The sequence below is a fragment of the Roseibium sp. LAB1 genome, from assembly GCF_054658235.1.
Genome location: NZ_BAAGIB010000004.1, coordinates 145,955 through 169,896, shown reverse-complemented (window position 1 = coordinate 169,896; position 23,942 = coordinate 145,955). Strand labels below are relative to the sequence as shown.

General features: G+C 56.5%; 24 protein-coding genes and 3 tRNA genes. 16 read left to right on the top strand and 11 right to left on the bottom strand.

The annotated features are described in order from the left end of the window. Positions 1–25: 25 nt before the first annotated feature. The 6 genes from tssM to ACYQ54_RS22260 are packed head-to-tail and all read left to right on the top strand — an operon-like array spanning position 26 to position 9,254. A complete protein-coding gene (gene tssM, locus ACYQ54_RS22285) occupies positions 26–3,679 on the top strand; it encodes a type VI secretion system membrane subunit TssM (protein ID WP_460086381.1) in 3,654 nt (1,217 codons plus the stop codon). Between the two features lies 1 nt (position 3,680). Beyond that, the gene (tagF, locus tag ACYQ54_RS22280) at positions 3,681–4,358 is read left to right on the top strand and encodes a type VI secretion system-associated protein TagF (RefSeq protein WP_460086380.1); all 678 of its coding nucleotides are present in this window, start codon (positions 3,681–3,683) and stop codon (positions 4,356–4,358) included. After that, positions 4,355–5,119 (top strand): PP2C family protein-serine/threonine phosphatase, encoded by a 765-nt coding sequence (locus ACYQ54_RS22275; RefSeq protein WP_460086378.1) that lies wholly within the window; start codon positions 4,355–4,357, stop codon positions 5,117–5,119. Before tagF ends, ACYQ54_RS22275 begins: the two co-directional genes overlap by 4 nt. Continuing rightward, positions 5,119–7,083, top strand: coding sequence for a serine/threonine protein kinase (locus ACYQ54_RS22270; protein ID WP_460086376.1), 1,965 nt, complete (start codon positions 5,119–5,121; stop codon positions 7,081–7,083). Before ACYQ54_RS22275 ends, ACYQ54_RS22270 begins: the two co-directional genes overlap by 1 nt. Before the next feature lie 39 nt (positions 7,084–7,122). After that, complete coding sequence (locus ACYQ54_RS22265; protein ID WP_460086375.1) at positions 7,123–7,545, top strand: ExbD/TolR family protein; 423 nt, start codon at positions 7,123–7,125, stop codon at positions 7,543–7,545. After that, positions 7,542–9,254, top strand: coding sequence for a hypothetical protein (locus ACYQ54_RS22260; protein ID WP_460086372.1), 1,713 nt, complete (start codon positions 7,542–7,544; stop codon positions 9,252–9,254). Before ACYQ54_RS22265 ends, ACYQ54_RS22260 begins: the two co-directional genes overlap by 4 nt. Here ACYQ54_RS22260 and ACYQ54_RS22255 read toward each other — a convergent pair. The 3 genes from ACYQ54_RS22255 to ACYQ54_RS22245 form a co-directional block, all read right to left on the bottom strand. Further along, positions 9,246–9,917 carry a MotA/TolQ/ExbB proton channel family protein gene (locus ACYQ54_RS22255; RefSeq protein WP_460086370.1) on the bottom strand — a complete coding sequence of 224 codons (672 nt, stop codon included), beginning with the start codon at positions 9,915–9,917 and terminating at the stop codon, positions 9,246–9,248. The genes ACYQ54_RS22260 and ACYQ54_RS22255 overlap by 9 nt on opposite strands. Positions 9,918–9,952: 35 nt before the next feature. Beyond that, positions 9,953–10,384 (bottom strand): hypothetical protein, encoded by a 432-nt coding sequence (locus ACYQ54_RS22250; protein WP_460086368.1) that lies wholly within the window; start codon positions 10,382–10,384, stop codon positions 9,953–9,955. 67 nt (positions 10,385–10,451) lie between these two features. Then, positions 10,452–10,910 (bottom strand): DUF1036 domain-containing protein, encoded by a 459-nt coding sequence (locus ACYQ54_RS22245; protein ID WP_460086366.1) that lies wholly within the window; start codon positions 10,908–10,910, stop codon positions 10,452–10,454. Positions 10,911–11,054: 144 nt separating this feature from the next. Here ACYQ54_RS22245 and ACYQ54_RS22240 point away from each other — a divergent pair, with 144 nt between their 5' ends. Beyond that, positions 11,055–11,480, top strand: a complete 426-nt coding sequence (locus tag ACYQ54_RS22240; protein ID WP_460086364.1) for an ExbD/TolR family protein — start codon at positions 11,055–11,057, stop codon at positions 11,478–11,480. Between the two features lie 119 nt (positions 11,481–11,599). Here ACYQ54_RS22240 and ACYQ54_RS22235 read toward each other — a convergent pair whose 3' ends face one another. Continuing rightward, complete coding sequence (locus ACYQ54_RS22235) at positions 11,600–13,165, bottom strand: caspase family protein (RefSeq protein WP_460086363.1); 1,566 nt, start codon at positions 13,163–13,165, stop codon at positions 11,600–11,602. Between the two features lie 446 nt (positions 13,166–13,611). Here ACYQ54_RS22235 and ACYQ54_RS22230 point away from each other — a divergent pair, with 446 nt between their 5' ends. Continuing rightward, a complete protein-coding gene (locus ACYQ54_RS22230) occupies positions 13,612–14,496 on the top strand; it encodes a hypothetical protein (RefSeq protein ID WP_460086361.1) in 885 nt (294 codons plus the stop codon). Between the two features lie 53 nt (positions 14,497–14,549). On the opposite strand, the gene ACYQ54_RS22225 is transcribed toward ACYQ54_RS22230, so the two are convergent. Next, positions 14,550–14,625: transfer RNA gene (locus ACYQ54_RS22225), tRNA-Glu, on the bottom strand. Positions 14,626–14,750: 125 nt separating this feature from the next. Continuing rightward, the gene (locus tag ACYQ54_RS22220; protein WP_460086359.1) at positions 14,751–15,191 is read right to left on the bottom strand and encodes a VOC family protein; all 441 of its coding nucleotides are present in this window, start codon (positions 15,189–15,191) and stop codon (positions 14,751–14,753) included. A gap of 54 nt (positions 15,192–15,245) precedes the next feature. On the opposite strand from ACYQ54_RS22220, the gene ACYQ54_RS22215 reads away from it, so the two are divergent. From ACYQ54_RS22215 to ACYQ54_RS22195, 5 genes are all read left to right on the top strand, one after another. Beyond that, the gene (locus ACYQ54_RS22215) at positions 15,246–16,007 is read left to right on the top strand and encodes an SIR2 family NAD-dependent protein deacylase (protein ID WP_460086357.1); all 762 of its coding nucleotides are present in this window, start codon (positions 15,246–15,248) and stop codon (positions 16,005–16,007) included. Between the two features lie 153 nt (positions 16,008–16,160). Beyond that, complete coding sequence (locus ACYQ54_RS22210; protein ID WP_460086354.1) at positions 16,161–16,742, top strand: cold-shock protein; 582 nt, start codon at positions 16,161–16,163, stop codon at positions 16,740–16,742. A gap of 168 nt (positions 16,743–16,910) precedes the next feature. Continuing rightward, positions 16,911–17,396, top strand: a complete 486-nt coding sequence (locus tag ACYQ54_RS22205) for a DUF192 domain-containing protein (RefSeq protein WP_460086352.1) — start codon at positions 16,911–16,913, stop codon at positions 17,394–17,396. Between the two features lie 137 nt (positions 17,397–17,533). After that, positions 17,534–17,610: transfer RNA gene (locus tag ACYQ54_RS22200), tRNA-Pro, on the top strand. 231 nt (positions 17,611–17,841) lie between these two features. Continuing rightward, positions 17,842–18,552: a hypothetical protein gene (locus ACYQ54_RS22195; protein WP_460086350.1), complete on the top strand. Its 711-nt coding sequence runs from the start codon at positions 17,842–17,844 to the stop codon at positions 18,550–18,552. Here ACYQ54_RS22195 and ACYQ54_RS22190 read toward each other — a convergent pair. Further along, positions 18,524–19,030, bottom strand: coding sequence for a hypothetical protein (locus ACYQ54_RS22190; RefSeq protein WP_460086349.1), 507 nt, complete (start codon positions 19,028–19,030; stop codon positions 18,524–18,526). The genes ACYQ54_RS22195 and ACYQ54_RS22190 overlap by 29 nt on opposite strands. Before the next feature lie 96 nt (positions 19,031–19,126). Continuing rightward, entirely contained in the window at positions 19,127–19,360 is a 234-nt protein-coding gene (locus ACYQ54_RS22185) for a hypothetical protein (protein WP_460086348.1), read from the bottom strand. Positions 19,361–19,707: 347 nt separating this feature from the next. Between ACYQ54_RS22185 and ACYQ54_RS22180 the strand changes: the two genes are divergently transcribed. Together ACYQ54_RS22180 and ACYQ54_RS22175 are read left to right on the top strand one after the other, a co-directional pair. Continuing rightward, entirely contained in the window at positions 19,708–20,013 is a 306-nt protein-coding gene (locus ACYQ54_RS22180; RefSeq protein WP_460086346.1) for an ETC complex I subunit, read from the top strand. 235 nt (positions 20,014–20,248) lie between these two features. Beyond that, positions 20,249–20,325, top strand: a tRNA-Arg gene (locus ACYQ54_RS22175). 192 nt (positions 20,326–20,517) lie between these two features. Here the strand turns inward: ACYQ54_RS22175 and ACYQ54_RS22170 are convergent. Next, the gene (locus ACYQ54_RS22170; protein WP_460086345.1) at positions 20,518–20,772 is read right to left on the bottom strand and encodes a hypothetical protein; all 255 of its coding nucleotides are present in this window, start codon (positions 20,770–20,772) and stop codon (positions 20,518–20,520) included. A gap of 179 nt (positions 20,773–20,951) precedes the next feature. Between ACYQ54_RS22170 and ACYQ54_RS22165 the strand changes: the two genes are divergently transcribed. Continuing rightward, positions 20,952–22,940 carry a BTAD domain-containing putative transcriptional regulator gene (locus tag ACYQ54_RS22165; RefSeq protein WP_460086343.1) on the top strand — a complete coding sequence of 663 codons (1,989 nt, stop codon included), beginning with the start codon at positions 20,952–20,954 and terminating at the stop codon, positions 22,938–22,940. 1 nt (position 22,941) lies between these two features. Here the strand turns inward: ACYQ54_RS22165 and ACYQ54_RS22160 are convergent, their stop codons facing one another. Continuing rightward, positions 22,942–23,169, bottom strand: coding sequence for a hypothetical protein (locus ACYQ54_RS22160; protein ID WP_460086342.1), 228 nt, complete (start codon positions 23,167–23,169; stop codon positions 22,942–22,944). A 243-nt stretch (positions 23,170–23,412) separates the two neighbouring features. Next, positions 23,413–23,760, bottom strand: coding sequence for a hypothetical protein (locus ACYQ54_RS22155; RefSeq protein WP_460086339.1), 348 nt, complete (start codon positions 23,758–23,760; stop codon positions 23,413–23,415). Between the last annotated feature and the right edge of the window lie 182 nt (positions 23,761–23,942).

The following is a 23,942-nucleotide window of genomic DNA, read 5'->3' as shown; positions in this document are numbered from 1 at the left end:
GCAACCGCAGAACAAGGCTCTATTTATGAAATTCTGGCTCGGAATAACGGCAATAGTAATCGGCATTCTCGCCCTGATCGGTCTGATCTGGTTTGGCGGGCCTTTCCTGTCGATCGCCGGTGTGAGGCCCTTCGAACCTCTCTGGGTAAGGTTGTTGCTGATCGCATTCGTCCTGCTGACTGTCGGTGGCTGGGCCGGTTACAGGATCTACAAGCGGATCAAGGCTAACCGTGAGCTCGAGCGCGAGATCCTGCAGCCCAAGGCAAGCGACGCCGACCTGCAGATCATGTCGGAGCGGATGAAGGATGCTCTGAAGACACTCAAGAGTTCGAGCGGAAGTGCGCGCACCTATCTGTACGATCTCCCCTGGTATCTGATGATCGGCCCTCCGGGCGCCGGCAAGACCACGGCGCTTATGCACTCGGGCTTGAAGTTCGCAGGCGCGCGGGCAAAGGGAGAGGCTCAAAAACTGGAGGGTCTCGGTGGAACTCGGTACTGCGACTGGTGGTTTGCCGAAACGGCAGTGCTGATCGATACCGCAGGCCGTTACACGACGCAGGATTCCGACGAAGAACATGACCGTGAGGCCTGGCTCGGGTTCCTCAACATCCTGCGCAAGGCGCGTCCGCGTCAGCCGATCAACGGCGTCATGGTGTCGATCAGTCTTGAAGATCTGATGACCCTGTCGGACGATGAGCTCAAGCAGCATTCCGACGCCATCCGGACCCGGCTGATTGAACTTTACAAGACCCTGAAAATCGACTTCCCGGTCTATGTGATTTTCACCAAGGCCGACACGGTTGCGGGGTTCATGGAGTTTTTCGGTTCTTACCCGGAAACCCGCCGCAATCTGGTCTGGGGAGCAACCTTCCAGACCCGTGAAAAGACCAAGAACATGGTGGCGGAAGCGCCGGCCGAGTTCGATCTCCTGGTAGAGCGGCTCAACGAAGAAATGGCTGATCGCCTGCAGGAAGAGCCGGATCCACGCGCCCGGTTGATGCTTTACGGCTTCCCGACGCAGGTGGCGGCTCTCAAGGAACGGCTGACCGGCTTCCTCAACGCCATCTTCGAGCCGAGCAGATATTATCCGAATGCCGTGCTGCGCGGTTTCTACTTTACATCCGGCACCCAGAAGGGAACCGCCATCGACCGGGTTATCGGTTCCATGAGCCAGGCATTCGGCACGGCCTATCAGGCCGCAGCACTGTCCGGTCAGGGCAAGAGTTATTTCCTACGTGACTTGCTTTCAAAAGTCATCATCGGGGAAGCCGGCTGGGTTACCCATAATCGTCATGCCGTGCGGATGGCCACCGCAACCCGTATTGCGGCTTACGCGGCAATTGCACTTGTCACCATTGGCCTCGGCAGCCTGTGGGGGATCAGTTACCTCAACAACAAGGCGCTGATCGACGAAACCGCAAAGGCGGTGGACACGGTGCGTGTCAACGGGGAAACCGTTCTCGCGGAGCGGGTGGTTCGCGATGACAATCTTGCAGACACGGCCTACATCTTGTCCATGTTGCGGGATCTGCCGGCTGGATATGACACTCGCGACACACCGACGCCAATCATGGAACAATTCGGTCTCAGCCAGCGCGACCGCCTGGAAGCAGCCGGCGTAACGTCCTACCGAAGCGGCCTGGAACGACTGCTACGGCCTCGTCTGCTGCTGAGAATCGAAGAGCAGATGACCGAGGTTCTCGACAACCGCACCGGACCGGGCGGACAGGACGTCGATACGCTTTACAATCTCGCCAAGCTCTACCGGATGGTGGCAGGCGATGCGCCCGAGATCGACAAGGAGCAGATCAAGAATTCGTTCCGTGCCGATTTCTTGCAGAGTTTCCCTGGACCGCAGGGCGAGATACTGCGCAACGAACTCAACGCGCATGTAGCCGCCATGCTCGATCTCGATTTCGGTGGCAATGTCCTGACCGACCAGCTGGACGGCATTCTGGTTGCTGAGGTTCAGCGTGAGCTTGGCCGCGTCAGCCTTGCCGAACGCGGCTATGCGCTACTCAAGTCACGTGCCAAAGGCCTGGCCAGCGAAGACTGGATTGCCGAACAGCGTGGCGGATCCGACATGGAGACCGTTTTCGAAACGGAAAACGGCGACACACTGGACACGGTCGCGGTCGACAAGTTCTTCACCTATCCCGGCTTCCACCTCTCGGTTCTGCCGAACCTGGCCGGCATTCGTGAGGAGCTGGAGCGTGACAAGTGGGTGTTTGGCGATGTCGGTGAGGCGGATGCCTTTTCTGATCAATACCAATCGCTTCCCGGCGAAGTCCTGGAGCTTTACACCAAGGATTTCATCGAAGCTTGGGAAGAGGCGCTCGGCAATCTGAAATTCAAGTCGATGCGCAACGACAAACCGCTTTACACGACGCTTCAGGCCGTGTCGGCGCCAACGTCACCAGTCGTACAGCTTCTGGAGAGCATTCGACGCGAAACCTCGCTGACGCAGGATATGTCCAGCGAGGGGCTTGCCGGAAACCTGACCGGCGGCAACGCGCAGGAAGCAGGCTCGCAAGCTGCGCAAAAAATCTTCCAGCGCTACGTGCTGGATTCATCAGGAGGGTTGAAGCGCATAGGTCTTGAAGCCGGTCTGCAGGCGATCGCACCGGGAGGTCTGTCCGGCGCGCTCGGCGCGGCCGCTGGCAACAATGGTCCAACCATTATTCCGGGCAAGGCGATCGAAGATCACTTCCGGCCTTACCACGTGCTGGTCGAGGGCGAGAACAGCCGCAAGATCGACGCCTTGCTGTTGAATTTCAAGAACATCCTCGACAACCTTCTGATCGTTGCCAACAACCCGCTTCAGAGCGAGACAGCGAATTCCAACGTGCAGATCCAGGCGTCTCTTCTGCGAAGCAATGCCACGCGCTTTCCGCCACCTTTCGACAAGCTGATCGTGCAAGCTGCAAAGGAATTCGATGAGGAATACAAGGAAACCTCGATCACGCAGCTGAATGAAAAGCTGAGTACGCAGGTTGTTGGAGAGTGCCGCCGGATCGTTGCCCGCAACTATCCCTTTGAAAACGGTCGCTCGGAAGTTCCGATGACGGAATTTGCCAAGTTGTTTGCCCCTTCCGGCATCATGCAGCGGTTTTTTGATGAAAACCTGAAGCCGCTGGTCGACACCTCAACGCGTCCCTGGAACTGGAAACCCGAAGTTTCACAGGCAGATCGTCTTTCCAATGCGACACTTAGACAGTTCGAGCGGGCAGATCTGATCAAGCAGGCCTTCTTCCCGACTGGCAATGCGTTTCCATCCGTCGGCCTTCAGGTGGTTCCGCGGGCGCTGTCCCAGCAGGCCGACGCCGCCAGCCTGGAAGTGAACGGAAATCTCGTGCTGGTGACGCGTGGTCCCGGGTTCAATGCGGAAATTGAACCGTTGCCGGCCAATTTCGACTGGCCCAGCAACACGGCGACGCCGCGTGTGGTTCTCGTGATCCAGCCGGAAGTTCCTGGATACCGGTCACGGCGTGAAATTCATGGCGACTGGGCCTTTTATCGCTTCGTTCGCGATAACCGGGTCAGTTCCGGCCAGAACAAATTTGTCGTCCGTGAAACGCTCGGTGGCAGACAGGTTGCCTTTACGGTGACATTGAGAACGAACCCGAACCCGTTCTTCCTGTCGGCCGTGGGCGATTTCAGCTGCCCGACGAGCTTCTAGAATGGCAACCGGCTATTTCGGCAAGTTGCCGGCTCGGGCGGATTTTGTGATCGGGCAATGCCCAGCCGGCTTTCTGAAGAGCTGGGAAGCATTTCTGATGGCTGGACTTGCACAGTCCCGTCAGGATTTGGGTGAGGGTTGGGAGGAAGCCTTTATGACCATGCCGGTTTGGCGTTTCTGGCTTGAGCCTCGCCGGGACAGCGATGAACCTGTCGACCCCGTTGCCGGAGCTCTGATGCCGAATGTCGACAAGGTCGGTCGAGCCTTTCCGCTGACGCTGGCAAGCAGCGTGCGGCCGGCTGAGCAAGATGCCCGTCCGGCAGAGGACTGGTACGACCGTGCCGAGGAGATCTTGCGCGACACGTTGCGGGAAGATGCCGGTCTGGAGGAGTTTCAACAGGCCGTGGCCGGTCTGGATGCGCCGTTTGCGGTGGAGGCAAGTGGCAAGAAAGGCGATGCTGCTGAGTTGCAGGCGATGCCTGGAACGGACACGGTTGTCCTGTCCGAATTCTGGTGCCGGGCAGGAGAAGTGGGATTCGAGTTTTCATGTGCAGGACTGCCGGACGCAAGTGCCTTTCGATGGCTGTTGCTTCCGGAAGCCTTTGCCACCAGGGAAACTCCGCAGGACGTGGCGGGGAACATTCAAGGGCGATTTCATCCGGAGGATCATCAAACATGATCGAACAAATGGAAGCGTCAATGCGCGGCTTTGCGATCGGACTAACTCATGTCGGCCGGGTTCGGCAGCACAATGAGGACACGTTCTACGTTGACGAAGGCAAGGGTGTGTTCGCGGTTATGGACGGGGCGGGCGGCATGCACAATGGCGCGATGGCGTCCAGTCTCGTGCGCGAGGCCCTTACCAGCATCGCCCAACCACGCAGTGCGGAAGACCTTCTCGAGCAGTTCGAAAGCAGGTTGATTACCGCAAAGGACCGGATCGAACAGGCTGCGGCCAGGGCGAATGGCGCTGCAATGGGAACGACCATTGCCGCTCTTCTGATTTCCGGATCGAATTTCGCGTGCCTGTGGGCAGGAGACAGCCGTGTCTACCGGTTGCGCAACGGCCATCTTGAGCAATTGACGACGGATCATACCGAGGCACAGGAGCTGGTAGACCAGAACGTCCTGACACCGGAAGAAGCGAGAACGTTTGCGCGCCGTCATGTCATCACCCGTGCGATTGGTTCGGGGATTGAACTTGAACTCGAACTGGTGTCGGGAAACCTGCGTCAGGGGGATCGGTTTCTCCTGTGTTCCGATGGCCTGACCGGTCATCTGGACGACAGTGTCATTGGAACCTTCCTGATGAACGGCGCTCCGAAGCCGACGGCCCAATGCCTTATCAACGGTGCCCTGGAAGAGGGCGGGTCCGATAATGTGACCGTCGTGATTGTCGATATAGATGCAATGTCTGCGCGCGAAGGAGTTCGCAACTGATGAACGTTGGTGACCACCTGCTGCCCGCCGGAACCCGGCTCAACAATCTCTACGAGATTGAAGAACATATTGCCGATGGCGGTATCGGGACGGTTTACAAGGCAAGGGACGTGGAAAGCGGGGACCCGGTTGCCATCAAGGTCCTTCTGGCAACCTTTTCGCGCGACCCGATGATCCTGGATCTCTTCAAGCGGGAAGCGAAGATCCTGCGCAAACTCAAGCACGATGCGCTGACCCAGTATTACGTCTTCGCAAAGGAACCGACACTTGGCATCTACTATCTTGCCATGGAGTTCGTCAGCGGCCCGTCCCTGAGCACGCGTCTGGAAGCCGGGCCGTTGGAGCCTGAAGCCGTGTTCACGCTCATCAAGCGCCTGGCAGAAGCCTTGCAGGCGGTTCATGACCGGGAGGTCATTCACCGGGATCTTTCGCCGGACAATGTGATTCTTCAAAACGGCGATGTCGCACAGGCGAAGATCATCGATTTCGGAATTTCGCGGGCAAACACGGGTGGTCCGACAATTATCGGCGACGGGTTTGCCGGCAAGGTGAATTATGTCTCGCCTGAACAGGTCGGCATCTTTGATGCCAAGGTGACCGCGCGCAGCGATATTTATTCGCTGGGTCTGGTTATCGCCGAAGCGCTGACCGGCAAACAGATCGACATGGGTGGCACTCAGGTGCAGATCGTCGACAAACGTCGGCAGACACCGCCGCTTGAAGGCATCGACAATCGTTTCCGTCCGCTGCTGGAAGCGATGCTGCAACCCGATCCCGCAAACCGCCCGGCAACCATGAAGGAAATCGCGGACTGGACGCTTGGTGCCCCGATGGGCCGACAGGATCAGGACCGGACCATCATCCGGCCATCTTCCACACCGCCACCGGAACAATCCGCACTCGATCAGCCCGCAGCTCAGGCAAATTGGGGCAAGCGTATTCTGGTTGCATTGTCCCTTCTAGGCTTTGCTGGCGTCGGCGCAGGTGGCGTCTATTTCCTGGTTGGTCAATCTGTGCCCGAGCAGGACCAGAAACCCGTACTCGTCGCCCCGCCGCGGCCCAATGCGCCTGATGCGCCGTCGCAGCAGACCAGCCTGACACCGCCGGTGAAAACACCAGAGCCTCAGACGCCGGAGAGCCAAACCCCGGCAACCCAACCTCCTGCGACGCAAACGCCGTTAGTGCAGCCGCCGGAAACACAAAAACCTACGACACCACCAAGTACCACTGTTCCGGCAATCCCGACGAAGCCTGCGCAGCAGACGATCGACAACAAACCGGACCAGACCGAAACCGCTATCCGGCCGCCTGTGGCGACCGATCCGGATCAGGCTCCTGAAACCGTCAAGCCCGAAGACCGTATCCGAAACTTTGTCAGCAGTTATCAGGCGGGCGACTGCATGTACTTGCAGCCCATGGAAATCGCCAGCCGGTCTGCAGAAATCGAGGGATTTGCATCCAGAACGCCGCCCTTCATCAGTTTTGACAGCGACTTCACTCAGTCGCAGGGCTTTGAGGCAAAGATCCAGGTCAACCTGGTGAGCGACGCGCAATGCCCGGCGATTGCTTTCCTCAGGGCAACGCCGCAAGGCAACGTCAATACCGAATTGCGTCTCGATATGCAGCGGACGGTGGTTCCGAATGGCAGCAACATGGCGGGCCGCATTTCCGGTTACGACCCTTCGACAGGCGGGCTCGGTCTGATATTCGTCAACAGCAAGGGCGAGGCAGTGAACCTGTCCCCCTATCTGCAGACGGATGACCGCGGAGCCGGTTTTGTCGTGCCGCTAACCTTGAAGACATCCACCGAGGAAACCGGCTTGATCATTGCGATGGTCGGGCCGGAAGTTTCCAAAACGCTCGCCAGTCGCCGCGAAAAGGATCCGGAGCAGTATTTTGAAAAGCTGATGCAGGATGTTCCGGTCTTGCGGGCGACGGCAACCACGGTCAAAGTGGTGCCCTGACCGGGAAGGAACCTGGAGCAGCGGACCCTTTGGCCAACCATGAAACGCTACACGAAACCGATCCATTTGCAGGAATTGAAGCCGCACCGTCGGGCGGACAGTTCTCTTGCGCTGATCAACGTGGTGTTTCTGCTGCTGCTTTTCCTGCTGGTTTCCGGAACGCTGCGCCCACCCTTGCCCGAAGGGTTCGATTGGGCGGAAACGCAGCAGGACAACGGTAGTGGCAAGCTGGACGGCAGTCTGGTGCTGGACAGGGAAGGCACTGTCTGGTTCGACGGCGAAATTCTGACAGACGAAGACTTCGGTCCATTTCTGGAAGCCTGGACGCCGGACAGGGGCCGCATGGTGGTGCAGGTCGACAAACGCACCCGAATGGAAGCGGTGTCGGCCTTGGCTGGCCGGCTGAAGGCCGGCGGTGTGAAGCAATTGACACTGATGACCGTTGAGGCAGGTGCGCCTTGACGGTCACTGCCTATAATCAGGACCGGCAGTGGGATGTCCCGGGGTATGTCTGGCCGGCTGTTCTGGGCGTCTCGGTTGCTTTGCATCTTTCTGCGCTGATCTACGGACTACCAATACTGCCCTGGAAAGAGGACGACCCGCTACCGATTGTCGAGACTGAGGTGATCTTCGAAAGCGGTGGTCTGCCGTTTGAAGACCTGGCAAGGGTTGAAGCGGAAACCACTCAACCAATCGAGCCTGAAACTCCCTTGCCGGTTCAGCCGGCAGTACCGGTGGAAACGGTATCAAGTTCGGGCAGCTCAGAAGTACTGGAGGCTGTCGCCTCAGAACCGGTCCTGACGGAAAGTTCCGCGAGTGTGCCTGTCGGTGTGGCTCCGATTAGCGTTCTCGAACCGACAATTTCGAATAACCTGGACATTGTTTCGGCCGAAGAAATTGCGATTGTCGAACCGGAGCAAGCTGCGGCAGAGCCACCAGAGCAGGTGCAAGTTCCGCAGTCTTCTGTCGTCACGCCAACCGCCGCGCCCATCGTTGCGGCTGCGCCCGTTTCGGAGGCGATTGTCGCAGTGACGCCAAGCGCACCGACAACGGTTGTCGGTTTGGAAGTTCCTGTTTCCGAGATTGAGGTTCCGTCAGTCTCTGGCACAACCAGCATCGAAAAGGTCGTGACTGCAGGAGAAGCCGAGACCGTCGTTGTTGCTGTTCAGGACAGTCAGGTTTTGGCTCCGCTCGCCATGGAGCCGGTAACTGCAGATCCCACAGCCAATGAGGCCGTAACGCAGGCATTCCTGCCGCAAACACAGCAAGAGATCGAGAGACCGGAGAGCGCCACGCCCGAAACCAATATTCCGGTCACTCCTGTGGCCACCGCTGAGGTGGAAGCCGTGATGCCCGCCGAACAACAGATTGCCGCTCTTCAGCCTGCTGAAACTGCCACGCCGGAAATAGCGCCAAGCGCACCGGTCTCTTCGACGGTTCCCGCAACGCAGCCGCAGGGAGAGCCGACGGAAATTGTACCGCCTGTTGCTGTCGCCTCCATCGATCCGCTGGCAAAAGTGACGGATTATGTAGCCAGTTACAAATTCGGCGACTGCACCCATATGTCTGTCCTTTCTGCCGGAGCAGACAGCGCGGCGGTTACGGCCTTCGGCGCGGGCATTGGTCCGTTCGCAATCTTCGATCAACGGTTCAAGGCCGATCAGGGTTTTGAGGCCAAGATCGAGGTCAGACTGGTGACGCGCAAGCAATGCGCCTTGCTGGATGCTCTCGGAATTTCCGAAGGGATCGAGGCATCAGGCCTTGTCGAACTGGACCGGACCGTTGTTCGCAGCGGGACACCGGTCTCAGGCGTTGTTCAGCGTGATCTGCCGTTTGAGCGGATTGCAAGCGCTGAACAATCCGGGCTGGATCTCAGCGGTAAAGGTCCACCCGAACTTTATCTGATTGACGATGCCGGGCAGATCCATGACGGACGAGAGTTCCTGCTGCCTGCGCCGAACAGTCAGACAGCAGGCGGCTGGCGCTTCAAGGTACCGGTGACCATGATAGCAAGCGACAAGAGTGAGGAGACCGCTCTGGTGCTGGCCATCTGGAACCGTCCTGCAGACCGGCAACCCGCTCGTTTTGGACGGCTGCCGGCAGAACGGGTTGCAGAGATACTGGCAGAGCCGGGCGTCTACTCGTTGACGGCGTTCAAGGTGTCACGCTGAAGGTGGCGATGTTGACGCTCCGGCAGTGAAAACACCGGTCAGGAGAACCTCCAGCGCAGCGCGTTCCTTTTCCAGCCGTGTTTCAAACCAGGTAACCGCAATGGACACAGGCATGGCGACGGCGAGGCCGCACGCCGTTGTGAGAAGCGCAACCCAGATGCCGCCCGCAAGCGACGCAGGGTTGGCGGATGCTCCCGATTCCTGAAGGGTCTGGAAAGTCTCGATCATTCCGAGGACGGTGCCGAACAGACCGAGCAACGGCGAGATCTGCGTGACCAGATCAAGGGCTTTCAGCCAACTGGCAAGCCCGAACAGCCGATCGGCTGCCCTTGCGGAGATTTCCTCCCGCAAGCGTTCTTCCCTGATATCACGCACCTGGGAAGACAGCGGTTGTTGATCCAGCATCTGAATGGCGTCCATGGCGCTGCGCACCAGGGCGCCGGACAGCGATCTGTCTTTCAAAAGGTTCTGTGAAGCCTTGGCGCGTTCGCCGCTTCGCCATTGCGAGACAGCTTGGCGCACAAGCCCGTGACGGCCGACGCGGGCAGTTGAAAACTGCACGGTCTTTGCCAGGATGACCGCAACAGCGGCAATGGATATGGCGAGCAGGATGAGCACAACAGGCCCGCCGAGCTCCAGAAGGGAGGAAGATGTCTCAACCATGCGATTGACGCTCCATCAGACGTGCAGGACCAGGGTCAGTCGCCGAATTCAATGGGGGTGCGATTGCTCAGGTCAAGCAGATCAGGGCAGTAGACATCCGTGATGCTGGGCGGCACGCAATTCATGACGTCGTTGATGTGAAGACGGGAAAGACTGTCGCAAGCCTTTCCTGCGAGGTCGAACTGCAGGATCTTGGTCTTGCCGGCGGAAATGCGGGAGAACTGCAGTCGCAGGAACTGGTCGACCAGGCCGTCCTTGTTAAAGGCGACCATTTCCAGACCGAGCTTGTCCATGGGACGTTCAAGGCCATTGGTAGCAATGATCGACAGGCGGCAGCCGCCATCAGCCGTCGGCTGCAGCTGGTTGAGTTCGAGGCTGATCTTGCCAGTGACTTGCTGTGCCTGAACAGGCGCTGCAAGGACGGCAACCGCAATCGCTATAAAAATTTGCTGAACCAGTATCCGCATCTTGTTCCCCCGGTTAATGCGTCAAAGAATATTCGAAAGGGAAGGTGGTCTCCGGTCTTCGCCGTCCCTAATCATAGGACAACAGAACCGTCCAATCTTGTTTCCCTTCGGTTTCGACCTGAAAGAAATCGGCTTCGATCAGGCCGCGTTGCCAACACTGATCACCATCATAAAGAACGAATTTTTCCTCGCGAATGCAAAGAGTAATATCGCCTCCAAGACGGCTTTCGCCGAAGCCGTCGGCGACATGAAGATAGTAGCGCGCCTTCTCGAGAGGTTCCTGCAACACCTGGCTGCAAGCGTTGGCAGTGATTGTCCACCAACCTTCGGTTCGCATGCCTTCGTCGGTTTCATAACCGATCGCGACATTCACGAGATCGACAGAACCGTTGCAGACGCGCAGTCCGGCGTGGGCAGCGGCAGGCAACAGAAGGCCTGCCAGGACTGCTGCGCCGAAATATGCAGTCCTGCCTAAACAGAACCGGAATGCTTGAGCGACATTGGCGCTGTCGCGGTCTGTTTTCATGGTCATGGATCCAGTTTGCCAACCTGCTAAATACGCTAAGGAATTGCGCCTCCGCGGTCAATTTAGGAAAGACAATTGAGCTCTTGTTGCAATTGGGGGAAACTCGATTTGCTACAAGACCCACAGATCCAGGATGGCTGAGGCATGATCTCTATCGAAACACCGGTCGCGAGACGAAGGCGCATTCCGCTGACCCCTCTGATCGATGTGATTTTCATCCTGATCATGTTCTTTCTGTTGTCTTCCACATTCGGCGTCTGGCGACCATTGGAAGTCAGTCTTGGCAGAGGTGCTCCCGCTGGTGGGACTGAGACACAATCGGTCGCAACCGTTCCTGCAGTTCTGATCGTGGTAAAGGCTGTTCAAGGCGAGGGGAGATCTGCCGTCACCGTTAATGGGCACGATCTTGCGCTCGCCGATCTGGCGGCGGAGTTGAACCGGTTGGCGAAAGCAGGAGCCAAAGATGCGGTTCTGCTGCCTGCCAAGGGGACGGATTTCCAGCAGATCGTGCGCATCCTGGACGAAGCTCGCACTTCGAACCTGACAAGTGTGCGTTTGCATCTGGAATGATGACGTTCGACTGGCTGCCATTATGCGAGTGAGACAGCCTTAGGTTTCTTGATCCCGAACAGCAAAACGGCCCGGTCATACAGCCGAGCCGTTCTTATGTGGCGTATGGTGTAACTCGATCAGCGACCGATTGCCCCGCCGATGATGCCACCCACGACGCCGCCGATGAAGGCTGCGCCGGCCGGGTTGATGCCTCCGCCATTGTTATTGTTGTTCGCACGGCGGGTGGTGGTGGTGTTATTGCGGCGAGTGGAAGTTGCGCTGCGAGAAGCGCTTGCGGCGGCTTGCTGCTTGCGATTCACTTCTGCCTGGTAGGCCGAATACTGCGTTGCCGTTTGTGACGTGAGCAAGGCGTATTGAGCGGCAGTGAAGTAGCCGGTAGCAACGATTCCGTTCGCTGTCTGCCAGGCAGCCACACCCGCACGGGTCTTCGGACCGAAGGCACCGTCCGGACGGCCGACATTCTGACCGGCCAGGTTCAGACGGGTCTGGACCTCGCGGCGGGCTGTCCGGTTCCAGCCAAGTGACGCTTCGGTTGCCTCTGTACCCGGAACGGCCTTTTGCGGATCCGGCAGGGTTGCGACAACACCAGCCGAGCTGGCCGCAGGAGCTGTAGCCGCCCCCGGAACAACGGTCGGATTGACTGAAGCGACCTGGCTGCCGGCTTCAAGCCGCTTGATGGAATTGCGCGCAAAATCTGCGAACAGACCGGACGGGTAAGCGTCCAGGTAAGCTTTGTAGTCTGCAACGGTGTTGCTTGACTTGGCCGTTTCCCAAATCAGCTTCTCGCGTTCCCAGGCAATCGCAGACTGGCTGGGGGAGGTGGCGGCGGCATTGTTGACAGCCGGCTGCTGCGGAGCGGCAGTCGCGGTGTCGCCGAGCGATGCAACTGTCGTCGTCGCAGCAGGGACTTGCTGCTTGTTCAGGAATACCTCACCGATCAGTGATGCATTCACCCACGGGCGCTGTTTCTTTTCCGTCTCTTCATAGACCTCGCCGGTAACGCGGGTCATGACGGTCTGGATGGACGCATTCGGAGTGTCGATGTGCTTGATCAGTGCGGAGGTGAAGGGCGAGTTCGCACCGTCGCCGTCCAGGGCGACATCACCCGGGCTGGTCGCGAATGCGATCACGGAGCCTTCGCCGCCGGTTTCCTGGATCTTGATTTCGGCAAGACCTGCACCGACGCTGCCAGAGCGGCTCGGCCCCATCCGGCGCGCGAGGGTGCGGGCCAGAGGGTTGTCACGGCAGGCGTCCAGGAACACCATCTGCACCTTCACGTCCTTGGACATCTGGCGCATGATGAAATCGACCGTGATGGTTTCGAAGTCGAGCGAGGTTTCATCCTCGATCGTGGCATCGATAGGAACCAGGTGATTCTGGCCGGCGACCTGAAGGCCGTGTCCGGCGTAGAACAGAATGGCGATATCGGCGCCATAAGCCTTTTTCGCGAAATCCATGACGGATCTGCGCATTTCACCGTAAGTCTGGTCCTGACCGGCAACGACTTCGAAGCCGAGGGCCTTGAGTTTGGCGGCCATCTGCTCGGCATCGTTTGCCGGATTGGGAAGTTGTACTGTGTGTTCGTAAGCGCCGTTGCCGAGTACGAGGGCAACGCGCTTGGCCAGTGCCGGGGCCGTCCCTGCGAGAATTATTGCCAGCACGGCGATCATTCGTTTGAACATATCCTGTCCTCTCGTAGATCAAGGTTGCCTGTCGGTTGAACCGATCTTTACACGAGGTCTTTGTCCTCTTGAGAGGAACAGGTACCCCGGATGGCACTATGGTTCTGTAATACGCGTCACAGGAACGTCAAAAAGAAAAAGCTGCCCCTGCAACCAACTGAAGCCAGACCGAAACGGTCCGATGATGCCCCACTAAAATCAGTTGCAGACTATAGCTAATCCTTTTTTGAAAAACCACTTTTCAACAGACAGTTGCTGCCATTTTTCGAGTTACGTTAACACAAAAGGACGTTGGGGAAGGTGATGGCGGACTTTTTGCCGGCAGCAACTTGAAAACGGACTGAAGTTTCAGCCTCCAGACAACCGCTTTGTGACTTGAATCACCGTATTTGGGTGACTGTCTGGTAATCTGGTTTTATTGAAAATACGCGTTTTCGCAGGCTCAGGTGAAGCCTGCGCTCAGCGGAGAACACTTGATGGCCGGAAGAGCAGATATTCTCAAACATATGAGAGCCAAGCATGTCGGCGTATTTCAGTCCGCAGCCCGGCTCTACAACGTCGCGATTTTGGTCCGGAGGACAAACACAGCGTCCCTTGAGCACGTTGGTGAACCCTACGCCTCGCCCAAGCGGCTGGATTGCAAGGCCAAGACTGCGGATTTCGATGTAAAACCGGTCGGGAGCAAGTGTCCCGACGCGCAGCGCAAGAGCTTTGCGGGCCTGGTAGTCGATCCCAAAATAGCCGGCGAAAAGGCCTTCAAGGCAAGCAAGATGGCAAAGGTAATCAAGGAATGGGGTGAATTCCAAAAACAGTTGCGGCCGGAAATGGCAACCTTCGAGCAACAAAGGAAACTGACTTACATTCCCCGTGGCGGCGTTTATTTCGTCGAAAGAAATCCAGAAGACCCCTATTTCGGCTGTGTGAAATTCTCATCCAGCTCGCTGATCACCGCGGCCAAATGCGTTCATGGTGACTTTGATCTCTACGGCATCGTCGACATGGACGCCCCTGACAAGTTGGTCCGCGTCAGAGAGGGGCGCCTGGGCCAGAAGCACACCCGCTCGCCTAAGTTTTTTGACGTGCAGCATTTCGTCAACAACCGACTCGGTGTTGCAATGGTCTTGCACGGATCGCAGGAAACCTATGCGACGGAGCACAAGGATGACGACCTGGACATATTCTTCCCGAACGGACGGATCGAGTATGCCGGCCCCGCGGCCGCAGATATCGAAGCATTCTACAAGAGGGAATTTCCGGGGCGGACTTTGTTCCGGGAGGGCGAACCTGCGCTTGAAATAGAAGGCAGATACATATCGCCAGCCGCACACTGACCAACGGCGTTCGCCGATGCATGTGCCTGCTTCTGAACCGGAAGGAGAGAAGTTGGCACGCCCAACGGGACTCGAACCCGTGTTTCCGCCGTGAAAGGGCGGCGTCCTAGACCGCTAGACGATGGGCGCGCGGTCGACGCGGCTGCGTCGTGGGGAGGCTTATAGGCGGGAATGGATCAGCCTGCAAGAGCCTTTGCGACAATTTTTTGCAAGCCCGGAAACCCGGGCCTGCACCTGTTGAAAACTGTCCGGTTTTACCATTCGCCGGTGTTGGGCATGGATGCCCAGGGTTCTTTGATTTCAAGCGCTTCGCCCTTCTGAAGCAGCTCGAAGGAAATATTGTCCGGGGACCGGACAAACGCCATGCGGCCATCGCGCGGCGGCCGGTTGATGGTGACACCTTGTTTCTGCAGGTTTTCGCAGAAATCGTAGATGTTATCGACCTCATAGGCGAGGTGGCCGAAGTTGCGGCCACCCGAATAGGTTTCCGGGTCCCAGTTGTATGTCAGTTCAAGAAGCGGGGCGGAATTGGCCTTGCCGGCTTCGACGTCGTCCGACCCTGCGAGGAAGATCAGGGTGAAACGGCCTTTATCGTTTTCGTAACGGCGGACTTCCGTCATGCCCATCTTGTTGCAATAAAAATCGAGAGAGTCTTCAATGTTGGTCACGCGGACCATCGTGTGCAAATAACGCATGTCCTATCCTTTTCCTCAATCGAGGCATTTTCCAAACGGGCACCGGACCGACCGATGAAGTGCATTGACACCTTGCCCGAAGCTCAACGCTTTGTGGCACAGTTCAAAGAAGGTTCCTACCGGCAGATCGTAGCCCTGACCGGGGCGGGGATATCGACAGAGTCCGGAATTCCGGATTTCCGTTCACCAGGCGGGATATGGTCCAAACGCCAGCCTGTTCAATACCAGGAGTTTGTCGCGGATGAACACAGCCGCCTGGAGGACTGGGACCGCCGTTTTGAAATGATGGCGTATTTTGCCAAGGCGGAGCCGAATGCGGCTCATCGGGCCATGACGGCGCTTGCGCTGTCAGGAAAACTTGACTGTCTCATCACACAGAATGTCGATGGTCTGCACCAGCGGGCCGGTTTCCCGGACGACCGGCTTGTCGAAATCCATGGCAATTCCACCTTCGCAACCTGTCTTTCCTGCGGCAAGCGGGCCGAGCTGGAGGCACAGAAGCCTGCCGTCGACGCAGGTGAAAGTCCAAGATGTCCAGATTGCAAGGGGCTGTTGAAGGCGGCGGTCATCAGTTTCGGCCAACAGATGCCGGAGATCCAACTCCAGCGGGCTGCGGAAGCCGCTGCTGCTTGCGACATGTTTCTGGTCTTGGGGTCTTCACTTGTCGTGCACCCGGCCGCACAACTGCCCGCAATCGCGGTGCGTGCCGGAGCTGAACTGGTGATTCTCAACGGTGAGACAACACCGCTCGATTCCTACGCGTCAACAGTCATTCGAACGCCTTTAGCTCAAACATTTGCGAGATTTGGCGAATAACGAGCCTGATTTCCGTAAATGGTCTGTGGTTAGTCCGACAATTTCCCTTCTCGCCCGAAAGCACAATGTTATCCTTTTGTTAGGAATCAGCTGGTTGGTGAGTCGATTTTGCCTTCAGCTTCATGATGCGGACCAGAGACGGGACAAAAGGCTATGGGGGTTAAAACCGCACGGGAACCCCGCGCACTCGAAACATTGACGGACGAAGTTGCTGTCGATGTGCTTGAGATTGCCGGAACGATTAAGTGGTTCGACGTCGGAAAAGGGTATGGCTTCATCGTGCCGGACAGCGGTAACGGCGATATCCTTCTGCACGTCACCTGCCTCAGGCGAGACGGGTACCAGACCGCTTACGAAGGCGCGCGCGTTGTTTGCGAGGTGCTCGACCGGCCGCGTGGGCTTCAGGCCTTTCGCATCCTGTCGATGGATGAAAGCACGGCGACCCATCCTTCGCAGCTGCCACCGTCACGCACCCATGTTCAGGTCGTGCCGGAAGGCGGTTTCGAAAAGGCAACCGTGAAATGGTTCAACCGCGTCAAGGGATTCGGGTTTCTGACCCAGGGTGAGGGATCAGAAGATATCTTCATTCACATGGAAACCCTGCGCCGCTTCGGCATTACAGAGCTTCGTCCCGGGCAGGACGTTCTTGTTCGATTTGGTGAAGGACCGAAAGGCCGCATGGCTGCCGAAATCCGGCCGATGGGAACGGGAACACACATACCGTCCTCACACTGACTTCTCTATCCGTCATTCTGCACATTGACTCGGCCGGACATGTTCCGGCCTTTTTGTTTGCGGACCTTGAGGCAAGTTTTTCCGGCAAGCGGGAATTGGCCTCCGGGTCACGCCTGTTGCTGCTGTCTCTCCATCCGGTACAGCCGGGTCTTTCAGAAAGTTATCAGAATGCGTCCTTTCTTTCTGTTTCTCTCCCTTTTCGCCGCAACGCTCTGGATTTCATTCGCGGGACCAGCAGATCTGGCGATGGCGCAAGAGCCGCAGCTGAACCTGCCGGTGGAGGAGCTCGTCATTCTGTCCGGTGATACGGAACACAAATTCAAAGCAGAAGTCGCCGCGACGGATCAGCAGCGGTCGATGGGCCTGATGTTCCGGAACGAGATGCCAGCAGAGCGCGGTATGCTTTTCCTGTTCGAAAGGGAGGGCGATCGTTATTTCTGGATGAAGAACACCCCGTTGCCACTCGATATCATTTTCATCGACGCGAATGGTGCCATCGTCAGCATCGCAGACAACACCACGCCGTTCTCAGAAGATGTAATTCCCTCACTCGGCCCTGCGCAATTCGTATTCGAGATCAATGCCGGTTTGGCGGAAAAACTTGATATCTCCGCCGGAGACAAGGTCATCAGTCCGTCAATGGGGCTGGAGTGAGCGAAGGGGAGATACGCCCAGATTGCCAGGGTGGAACGTCCAAAATTCGAATGCCTGTCCACAATCATCCATATCAGCGGATGCTTCTCCCTTGACGAACGCGGCCCCGGGAGATACACCCGCAAAAATCAACGGATCGGGGTATAGCGCAGCCTGGTAGCGCATCTGGTTTGGGACCAGAGGGTCGCAAGTTCGAATCTTGCTGCCCCGACCACTCTCTCTTCCAACAAAATAATCTATATGCGGGCTGGTGCGCAGGCATCCGGCGACGGAAAAACGCGCTAAATCCCTCGTTTCTTGCCTAAAGGCCGGGATAACTAGGGTCAGGCTGCGCTGGCGTCTTGTGCAACTTTTCGCAGCATAACAGACTGTTCGAACAGGCGTTTGCATGCCTTGGGGAGTGGCGGCGGTTGCGACGGCATGCAAGCCGCGCCGGATAGGGTTGATGATACAGGATCCTGACGACCAGGCGACGCTGGATGTATCCGCGGCGATTGCCGTACTGCAGTCCAGAATTGAGAAGGCCGGGCTTTCCCTGAAAGAAAGTGCGGATTTTTCGCTTTTCGAAAGCACTGTCCGGGGTACTGAAGACAAGTACCTGATGGAAGATTTTTCACCACGCTTTTTCGACCTGCATGGTGCGACCGCGTTCTGGGTCGGTGCCGTCAACAGCCATGGCAATGTCGTGTCCGTACAAGCAGCCAAGGTAGAGGACTTACAGGACCGGAGCCTTGCAGAGCACTGGCAGCAACAGCAGCGACGAATCTTTGTCGATCCCAATCCCCAAGTCCGCTTCGGCACAGACCACGCGCATGACGCTTATTTCATGCGTGGGCGCATCGTCTACCACGGCAATCTCTGGCTCCGGCGGGATATCCGGGGGCAAGGCCTTGCCGAGCCTTTGACCCAACTGGGATTTTTGCTGTCCCTGTTGAAGTGGTCGCCGGACTATCTTTATGGTCTGATGGCAGCAAGAAGTGCCGAGAAAGGCTTCGGTGTCCGGGTTGGATATCGCCGGTTCGTACCACGTGGCACACATTGGGAAATAGCGCCGGGGCATATCAGGCCGGATGATTGGCTGGTCTATGCGACCCGAAGCGATCTACATGGCCTCGTAAAGCTGATTCTCAGGACGTCCGCTGAAGATCCTGAATAACGCCAAGATAGGCGCAAAAGCGAAGATTCGAATGCAACGATGGCCGTACCGCCACGATCAGCCGTTCGAATGCGATTTCGTACAGTTCGCCATTGATCTGAATTTTCGTCCGCGCATAGCCATAGTATGGCGTTCCCTCCAGAGCCTTGCGATAGCCGTCTGCGGAAGCGTGTTCCAGGTCGGGGTCAGGAGTGCGCAAACCGCACGCGGGCGTGGCTGGACTTGCCCAATCTTCGCCGAACAGGTGCCGCTGACCGCTTTCCTTGCCCACGTAGAATATCGGAGGCGGCGCGTTGCCGGGCATCTTGTCAGAGCAAAGGCTCAACTTCGGCAGGAACGGTTTCAGGCTCTGCTGGATCTGACCCGTACCGGTAGACATCATGCTGTCGTAGAACGCGGACACAGCCGGATCCGCAAGCCCTTTCTCTATGGCCTGAATGCCGAGTTCTGAAAAATGTGTGTCAGGGCGTGTCAGCACGTTCCTATCTCAAGTGTTTGTCGCCTTGGTTCCGGGACCATTGCGACCGGGCTTGGCATATTTAAAATACCGGCCGGATAGCCGGGTTCAACGTGGTCAGCGATCGAAAGCTTTCAACAGCAATGACATGACATTCAGGAACTCGTCGCGTTTTTCGGGCGAAAGATCGTTCGGGTCGGAAACCGAATAGTCCAGCGTAAGTATCATGTCCCACATTTCGGTGAGATTGGCCGAGTCGATCGCAGCTTTCAGATTGACAGGTGCGGTCGTGGCCGGCTGCACATGTTCAGGAACATAACCTTCCAGTCGTTTCAGGAATTCATAATGCATGTCAAAGCCTTATCGTTCTTTATTGAGGATCGGCCCTGTCGGGATGTCCAGCCCTGTTATACCTTCTAAGCAGAATTTGCATTGTTGCCGGAAACTGGTGGCAACAAGACAAGTTCACGTAAGGGTAATTGATAGCATAGGTTGAGTATCCCTGTCATGTTACGTGAATGTCATAAATGGGCTCTCGACCAACGTCGTTAATGCATGCTTGTGACGATGGATGAGTCGATTCATCGCCGGAGATTGCGAGCTGCAGCCAATATCGGTGTTGACACCGGCGGCAAAGGCGGGAAAAAGCTGCTGTGAGGAATTGCATCTCACACATTCAGACTTGAGGGCACTGTCACATGGTTGCGCGCATCTACCGTCCGGCGAAAACCGCCATGCAGTCTGGCAAGGCGAAGACCCAGAGATGGGTGCTGGATTATGAGCCGGAGGTCGCGAAGTCCGTCGAGCCGCTGATGGGCTACACGTCGTCTTCCGACATGAAGCAGCAAATCCGGCTTTATTTCGAAACCGTGGAAGAGGCCGTCGCATATGCAAAGCGTCACGGTATTCCTCACCGGGTTGAGAAAGCCCAGGAACGCAAGGTGCGCGGGTCTGCCTATGCAGACAATTTCAAATTCAACAGGACGGCTCCCTGGACACACTGAACCTTGGCAATCCGGTTTGCGGATCTGGTCCGCAAGGAGCCGGATTGTCTGTTGAAAGCGGCAAATTCGGATCGACACGGGCTCGTGTTTTGGCGCATTAGGTCAGCAGGCGCATTTGCAGGATCGGAATTGCGTCCGGAACAACATGCTGATCCAAACTTGCCGGAACGTCTCGCCGGTCTTGGTGACAGTGGCAGGCGCTCTGATGTGGGACGGGTTCCGTCCCCGAGAAAATGGCTCCGTAGCTCAGCTGGATAGAGCACTCGCCTTCTAAGCGAATGGTCGCAGGTTCGAATCCTGCCGGAGTCGCCATTTCTCTGATACCTCTGAAAAAAGCCAGATATTGAACGGGGACGATTCCGTCTCGTGCAGCAGAACATGCTTGTCTAGCCGGGATTTTCGTCGCGACGTGAACTGGAAGCCGGTCGCTAGAAAACAAAAAACCGCCGGCCTCAGAAATATTGAGGCACGACGGTCTTTGTCAGAGTGCTTGTCGCGAAACTGTTAAAGCGTTTCGGATTTGGCTGATTCTGCTTTCTGTCCGACCATGAGTGGCGTGATCTTGGTCTTCAGGATCATGTCCACGTCCTCAGAACCATCTTCCAGGGACTGTAGGGCCATATCCAGGAAATACGAACAGAACGTGCGACCGTCCTTGTCCGATTCTTTTTTCGTGTAGCGGATCATGCGCTTGATTGCCTCGATTGCAGGTTCCTGCTCGAGTTCAGTGCGGTCCGATTTGCCAACGGTCTTAGACATTTTACTACCCACCAGTATTTGATTTGCCGATTGCAGCATCGCTGCTGTGACCATCCGATAAAAGCATGCTGTTGCAGCGTGAAAAGAGCGTGATAAGGTGCTGTTGTGTTTCAGGTTGCGTGATATTCGCGGTTGCGCGAGGCAACAATTGAAGCCTGCATTTCAAATACGGGGAATTGATGGCAATCGCGTCCTGCTTTGCATGCCTTGGGCGGCCTTTGCTCCTTGATGGCAACCAGGAACCTGTGGCGGTCAAAACGCGCAAGGCTCTGGCGATCATGGGGTATTTGAGCCGCATGAGCGGTATGGCTTCACCCCGGGAAGCGCTGGCGGACCTGTTGTGGAGCGGCACGGACCGCCACAAGGCGATGCAATCCTTGCGTCAGGCACTGCGCCAGCTGAAAACTGCCGAGGAAACAGCCGGTATCGATGTGGTGAGATCTTCGCCAGGTCATATTCAGCTCGACCCATCGGCATTCAGCTCCGATCTCATACGCATGAACACTCTGCTGGAGCGTGGGCAGGCGGCCGATTTCCGCGAGGCGGAGGATCTGTGGCGCGGAGAGTTTCTGACCGGTTTCGACGATATCGATTCTGAATTCTCCGAATGGCTGACGGTTGAGCGCGAACGGGTGCGTTCGGAACTCATCAGCGCCGCCTTCAAGCATCTTAACAGAATATCCACCGAAGACGGCGGCGTGCTGGCGGAGGCCGGGGCGCGTTTCGTATTGAAGCTCGATCCCGCATTTGAAGCCGCGCATCGCGTTCTCATCCGGCTCTACATGAAGCTGGGACAGCGAGAACGTGCCGAACAGCAATTCCGGTCCTGCGAACGAGAAATGCGCCTTCATCTGGACGCGGAGCCTGATGACGAGACGCGGAAACTGCTGAGCGAGGCCGAGGTCGAGGCTTCTGGGGAAAAGCTCTTCAAGCGCCAGGAAGCAGTAGGTCCAATCGGGGGAGGGCTTGCAAACAGCGACGAAGTCGTAAGGTTGCCTGAAATTTCAATTGTATCTTCTTCGCTCCTGAAGAAAGGACTGAGCGACGCAGTTCACCTCAGAGAAGAAATTGTGTCAGGCCTATCGTCCTTTAGGTCATTCGACTTGTTTGAATCCGAATATTTCGGCGACGAGAATACCCCGAAGCCAACACTTGTCGAAGGTCATGAATTGGGGGCTTATCTGCTTCGGTTCAGGCATGACGAACGTTCTGGAAAAATTGTTGTACAATTCGAAGATCGTACAAACGGGCAGATTGTCTTTAACGAGATTGTTGACCTGACGCTTTGGGACGGCATCGTCCCTGCAGCTAGTCAGATTGTCGGTCGAATTCATGGTCACGCCACAGGTCGCTTGAGGAATCCTGCCAATACGTCAGCATTCGCGCGTTGGTGTCAGGCCGAGGCGCTGCTTTGGGATTTTACGCCGCAATCCGATGAAAAAGCTATGCGTCTGCTGAACGAGCTGGAGCAGACGAATAAAACCTTCTCCATGATTTATGCCGGGAAGGCATCAATAATCATGAAGCAAGAGTTGCATTATCCACTTCATGACAGAACGTCTTCGGAGGGAATGAGCAGTCTGCTTGATATGGCAGAGCGCGCAATTGTACTGGATCCTTGGCAAGCGGTGAACCAACGAGTTTACGGCTGGTCCTTAATTCTTTCCAATATGCCTGAAGAAGCAAAGCGTGCCTTCCAAAACGCGGGTCGCCTCAGCTCTTCCGATCCCGCTAACCTCATGTCGGTAGCAGAGGGACTTGCACTTTCGGGAGATGTCAACGAAGCACGCGAAACAGCTGAACGCGCATTCCGCTTGTTCTCGTTCGTCCCCAGGGTGTTCTACGAATACCTTGCAAATATCTTTTTTGCTGCTGAGGACTACGAAAATGCAATCGTTCAAATTGAACGGGGTACGGGAAGCAGTCTTGGTTGCCTGACAACACGCGTAGCAGCACTTGTTTGTTCAGGAAGAGAAGGCGAGGCAATCACTATTCTGGAAAGTTTCAACGAGAAACGAAACCATTTCTTGATGCCTAACGAGAACCTCAATGTCCAACCTGAGCAGTGGCGCCAGCGCATCAATTTTTTCCAGGATGCACGTGTTCGGGCAAATTTTGACCGGGGGGCTCAGTTGGTCCAAAGGGTTTTGTTCAACAAGTCAGACTGACCTAGCTCAGGAGTTTCGCAACACTAGTGACATATGAGACATCCGTAGAGGCTAGCTTCGCTGGATTGAGTTTGAACGGCAGAACACGAGCCTTGCGGCAATCACGCTCGTCAACAACCTTGAAGTCGATCAGTTCTATTGTTTGGGCGGGCAATCCGAGTTCTGCCAGCACAGATCGAGGGTCGCTTTTTAGCTTTTCAGCAAAATCGGGATCCATATTCGCTTTCACCAGAAGGCGTCCCAGATCTGCTGTGTTTCTCGCGTAATACGGAAATCTCGCCACGGCTTTCCACCTCTCTGTCTATTCAGAATAGTCGAACTCAAAGACCAGTTGGGGTGTTCGCAAACGATCCAACAACAGACTATATTTGCCTGGAGGGTACGGAAGTGCGTCTGCGGCGGATCTGGCAATGCCGATTGAAACGCCGCACGACGATTTTGTCGGGTTTGGGAACGTGTCGCCCAGAAAAAGTTATTCCGGCAGGTCGTCGTAAAAGCATGTCCCGAGGGCAGCTTTACCGAGTTCTTCGAAATAGCTTTCGTCGCCGGCTGCAACGCGTGCAGCGTCGATTTGTGCAGGAATCACGAGGTGGACGAGGTCAGCAGTGTCGGCAAAGATTGCGGCATCGGACTTGATGCCAACTTCAGCCAAAATTTCAGCCGGGTTGGCAACCAGGCGCTCACGAGCTGTGGCATTCTGAATGATTGCGCCAAGTTTTGCGCCAATTTCCAGTTCAGTCCGGGAAGTTGTGTCAGCGTGCATAATGAGCCTCCGGTAGTTGAAGTTGCAATGCGTTTTGCCTGGTGGTGGGATGGTCACCCGGCGTTTTCAGAAATTGATCGAACTTTAGTAAAAGATTATGTATTTATCCTGTTTACTACTGTTCGACTGCTTTCGGAATGAATGTAGAATGATGAGGTGAGCCCACTCAATGGCAGTTTTGTTAATCAACGGTGAGTGCAATTGTAGGGTGAGGCAAAGTAAAAAACCGTATCTGGGTC